Below are 4,679 nucleotides of genomic sequence, written 5' to 3' on the forward strand. Positions count from 1 at the left end.
GCGGCTGCCCGCCTCTCCCACCCCCACGTGGTCGGCGTCTTCGACCAGGGCACGGACGGCCACGACGTCTTCCTGGTCATGGAGTTCGTGCCCGGGCAGACCCTGCGCGACGTGATCCGGGCGGAGGCACCGCTGTCGCCGCGGCGGGCGCTCGCACTGCTCGAGCCCGTGGTCTCGGCGCTCGCTGCCGCCCACCAGGCCGGCCTGATCCACCGCGACATCAAGCCGGAGAACGTGCTGATCAGCGAGAGCGGCAGCGTCAAGGTCGCCGACTTCGGCCTGGCCAAGGCGATCAGCGCTGACACGCAGCACACCGCGACCGGCGGCGTCCTGATCGGCACGGTCTCCTACCTCGCCCCCGAGCTCGTCGTCGACGGCCGTGCCGATGCCCGCGCCGACGTCTACGCCGCCGGGGTGGTCCTCTTCGAGCTGCTGACGGGCCAGAAGCCGCACCAGGGCGAGAGCCCCATCCAGGTCGCCTACAAGCACGTCCACGAGGACATCCCCGCACCGTCCACCCTGGTCCCCGGCCTCCCGGCGTACGTCGACGCGCTGGTCGCCCGCGCAACGGCGCGAGACCGCGGCCTTCGTCCGGCCGACGGTCCCGTCCTGCTGCGCCAGCTCCACCGGGTCCGCAACGCGGTCGATGCCGGCGTGCAGGACGACCCCGAGCTGTACGCCGACCTTGCGTTGCCGCTCGCAGCGGCAGTCGACGACGTGGAGCACACCACCGAGGAGAGCGCCGACTACGAGCTCTACGACCAGGCCAGCGACGAGGGCTGGGAGGGTGACGACTGGGAGGGCACCGCTGTCGTCGGCGCGACGCCGACACGCTCCACCCCGGTGGTGGCCGAGCAGTGGCACCCGCATCGCTCCCGCCGCGGTCCGGTCCTGCTCGTGGCGGCGCTCGTGCTCGCGCTGCTGCTCGGCATCGGTGCCTGGTGGTTCGGCTTCGCGCGCTACACGACCACGCCCGACATCATCGGCCTCACCGCGGGCCAGGCGGAGGCGAAGATCGAGGCGGCCGGGCTGGAGTTCGACGCCAGCGACCGCGCCTACAGCGAGACCGTCGCCGCCGGCCGGGTGATCAGCACCGATCCCGGCTCCCAGGACCGGATCCTCCCGGGAGACACCGTCCACGCGGTGATCTCCCGCGGGAAGGAGCGCTACGCGGTGCCCGTGCTGCGCGGCAAGACCGAGGACGAGGCGCAGCAGCTCCTCGCCGACACGCACCTGGCGTTCGGCCGCTCCACCCAGCGCTACAACGAGAAGGTCCCCGAGGGGCACGTCGTCACCAGCACGCCGGTCGCCGGTGAGATGCTCCGCCGCGACACGGCCGTCGACCTCGTCATCAGCAAGGGACCGCGGCCGATCGAGGTCGTCGACTGGACCGGCAAGCCGATCGCCAACGCCGAGCGCTGGGCGAAGTCGAAGAAGCTCAAGGTCAAGAAGACCGAGGAGTTCAGCAGCACGGTCGCGAAGGGCAGGGTCATCTCGCAGGACCCCTCCGAGGGCGACGCCTTCAAGGGCGACACGATCACGTTCACGGTCTCGAAGGGCCCTGAGCTCGTCGCCATCCCGCGCGTGCGCGGCCAGGGCGTCGACGCGGCGACCAACCAGCTCGAGAGCCTCGGGTTCAAGGTGAAGACCGAGCACTCCGCGGGCTATCTCGGACTGGGCTTCGTCTGGAGCGTCTCCCCGGGTGAGGGCGAGATGGCTCCCCAGGGCAGCACGGTCACCCTCTACCTGGTCTGACTGCCCTGATCTGGGCCTGTCGGTGCCCTGTCGTAGGGTCTGCGGGTGCTCCATGAAGACCTCGTTCGCTCCCGCCCCATCGGCTCCCACGTCCCTGTCGGGAAGGGCCTGGTCGCCGGCGCGCTGACGACGATGCGCGACATCGGCCACGAGACCCTCCAGGTCTTCGTCGGCAACCCCCGCGGCTGGACGCTCTCGGCCGGCAAGCCCGCCGAGGACGCTGCGTTCCGGGGCGAGCTCGAGGAGTCGGGCACGCGCGCGTTCATCCACGCCCCCTATCTCGTCAACCTCGGCTCCCCCACCCCGGCGACCTACGAGAAGTCCGTCGCGGTGGTCGCCCACAACCTCAAGCGCGCCGCCGAGATCGGGGCAGAGGGTGTCGTCGTCCACACCGGCTCCTTCGTGGACCCGTCCGGCTCTCCGGAGACGTACGCCGCGGCGATGCGCCAGGTCCGCGAGGGCCTGCTGCCGATTCTGGAGACCCTCGAGGACGATGCGGCGCCATGGCTCCTCCTCGAGCCGACGGCCGGACAGGGCCGGAGCCTCTGCGCCGGGGTCGAGGACCTGACGGCATACCTCGGAGCCCTGGACTTCCATCCCAAGGCAGGTATCTGCCTCGACACCTGCCACGTGTTCGCGGCCGGTGCGCCGCTCGACGAGGAGGGCGGCGCGACCGCCACGCTCGACCGAATCGTCGAGATCGGCGGCGAGGGCCGGCTGCGGCTGATCCACGCCAACGACTCGATGGACGTGCGAGGCGCCTTCAAGGACCGCCACCAGAACATCGGCGCCGGCCACATCGGTCGCGATGCCTTCCGCGAGCTCTTCGCCCACCCGGCCACCGAGGGCGTGCCGTTCATCCTCGAGACGCCCGGCTCCCGCGAGGAGGCCGACGACCTCAAGGCACTGCAGGAGCTGCGCGCGGAGGCGTACTCTCGGGAGTAGCGGGGGCCGACCCGAGGAGACCACATGACCGGTCACGTCATCCACCTCAACACCGAGATCAACGCCTCGCCCGAAGCCGTGTGGGACGTCCTCACCGACCTCCCCCGCCATGCCGAGATCCTTCGCAGCGTGACGTCGACGCGCATGCTCGGCGACGGGGGCTACGACGTCGGCACGACCTGGGTCGAGGAGCGCACCTTCTTCGGCCACCACGGCGAGGAGGAGCTCCACGTCACCGAGTGCGTCGAGCCGCGGCGCACCACCCACGAGACGCGGGTGGACCACGACAGCATCCGCTCGGCGTACGTCCTGCAGCCTCACCCCGACGGCACGACGAAGCTGCTGGTCACCGCGACCCTCGACATCACCGAGCGCACTTCGACCGAGCGCCTGCTGTGGAACGCCTTCGGAGCGCACAGCTACAACGCCACGCGCAGGATGCTCGAGCACGACCTCGAGGACCTCCGCACGGAGGCCGAACGACGGGGCGCGCAGACCGGAGGCGCGCACCGGGCCAGCTGACCGGAAACCTCCGGAATCGAGCCTGACCGCGGACGCGGTTAGGATCCCCCGCATGCCTGTCGTGTACTGCATGCACTGCGGAGCCGAGCTCGGGGCGGGACGCTTCTGCACCAACTGCGGTACCCCCGTCGGGAGCGCGACGCCGCCGGTCTCCGACCTCGAGCCGCTCGCACCGGTGGCTCCGGTGCCGGCGACCCCCGTCGAAGCCCCCGCACGCCACGCCGCGCACCGCGCAGCACACCCTGCCGCACACCATGCCGCCGAGCACCGTCCCCACTGGGCCGGCTGGCTGCTCCTCGCGGTCGGCGTGCTGGTCGCCGCGCTCCTCGGCAGCTGCCTGGCCCGCGATGGCGACGAGCCGGCGGCGAGCTCCGCGGAGCCGACCGCGTCTGCCTCCACGACCTGGTCGTCGGCCAGCGCGAGCCCCCTCCCCGCCGACACCGGCCGGGCCGGCGTGGACCTGGCCGTCGGCGCATCGGTCACCGCGCCACGCCCCATCCGGCCGGGCACCGACATCGAGGGCCACCGGGTCCCCTACCCGGCGACCAACATGCTCGACGGGCGCCGCGACTCGGCGTACCGGCTGGCGGGCGACGCGACCGGCACCGTGATCCGCTTCCACCTCGGCGCCGACCGCGTCGTGACCGCCGTGGGCCTGGTCAACGGCTACGCGAAGGTCGACGGCGGCACGGACTGGTATCCCCTCAACCGACGGATCAGCCGCGTCGAGTGGCGGTTCGCCGACGGCACCACGGTCGAGCAGGAGCTCGTCGACGCTCCTGACCTGCAGGCGATGCAGGTCGTCCCGGAGACCACCAGCTGGGTGGAGCTCCGGCTCGTCGAGGTGAGCAAGCCCGGGCCCGGTCGCCGCGGCAAGGACACCACCGCGATCAGCGACGTCCTGCTGCTGGGCTCCTGAGTCCGGGGCTCCTGATCAGCGGCCCGCCGCCAGCATGTCGGCGACGAGGAACGCCATCTCCAGCGACTGCACGCGGTTGAGGCGCGGGTCGCAGACCGACTCGTAGCGCTGGTTGAGGTCGTCGGCCGAGAGCATCTCGCCGCCACCGACGCACTCGGTGACGTCGTCACCGGTGAGCTCGACGTGGAGACCGCCCGGCCAGGTGCCGACCGCGTTGTGTGCGTCGAAGAAGCCCTGGACCTCGTCGATGACGTCGTCGAAGTTGCGGGTCTTGTAGCCCGAGGTCGCCTCGAACGTGTTGCCGTGCATCGGGTCACAGATCCAGGCGACGTTGAGCCCCTCGGCCTTCGCCTTCTCCAGCAGCGGCGGAAGCCCCTCGCGGATGCGGCCCGAGCCGAAGCGCGTGATGAACGTGAGCCGCCCCGCCTCGTTGGTCGGGTTGAGCTTCGCCGCCAGCGAGAGGGCGTCGTCCGGCGTCGTGGTCGGGCCGAGCTTCACACCGATGGGGTTCTTGATGTGGCTCAGCAGCTCGACGTGC

General features: G+C 71.4%; 5 protein-coding genes. 4 read left to right on the top strand and 1 reads right to left on the bottom strand.

From position 1 onward, the window contains the following. The 4 genes from VLF38_RS17385 to VLF38_RS15750 all read left to right on the top strand — a co-directional run. A partial coding sequence (locus tag VLF38_RS17385; RefSeq protein WP_414689413.1) for a Stk1 family PASTA domain-containing Ser/Thr kinase occupies positions 1 to 1,755 on the top strand: 1,755 nt, incomplete at its 5' end. A gap of 45 nt (positions 1,756 to 1,800) precedes the next feature. After that, positions 1,801 to 2,700: a deoxyribonuclease IV gene (locus VLF38_RS15740; RefSeq protein ID WP_325272183.1), complete on the top strand. Its 900-nt coding sequence runs from the start codon at positions 1,801 to 1,803 to the stop codon at positions 2,698 to 2,700. 24 nt (positions 2,701 to 2,724) lie between these two features. Continuing rightward, positions 2,725 to 3,222, top strand: coding sequence for an SRPBCC family protein (locus VLF38_RS15745; RefSeq protein ID WP_325272184.1), 498 nt, complete (start codon positions 2,725 to 2,727; stop codon positions 3,220 to 3,222). Positions 3,223 to 3,274: 52 nt separating this feature from the next. Then, positions 3,275 to 4,141 (top strand): zinc ribbon domain-containing protein, encoded by an 867-nt coding sequence (locus VLF38_RS15750; RefSeq protein ID WP_325272185.1) that lies wholly within the window; start codon positions 3,275 to 3,277, stop codon positions 4,139 to 4,141. A 15-nt stretch (positions 4,142 to 4,156) separates the two neighbouring features. On the opposite strand, the gene VLF38_RS15755 is transcribed toward VLF38_RS15750, so the two are convergent. Continuing rightward, on the bottom strand, positions 4,157 to 4,679 hold a 523-nt coding region (locus tag VLF38_RS15755), incomplete at its 5' end, for a 3-deoxy-7-phosphoheptulonate synthase (RefSeq protein WP_325272186.1).

Source organism: Nocardioides sp. (assembly GCF_035481145.1).
In the GTDB taxonomy this organism is placed as follows: domain Bacteria; phylum Actinomycetota; class Actinomycetes; order Propionibacteriales; family Nocardioidaceae; genus Nocardioides.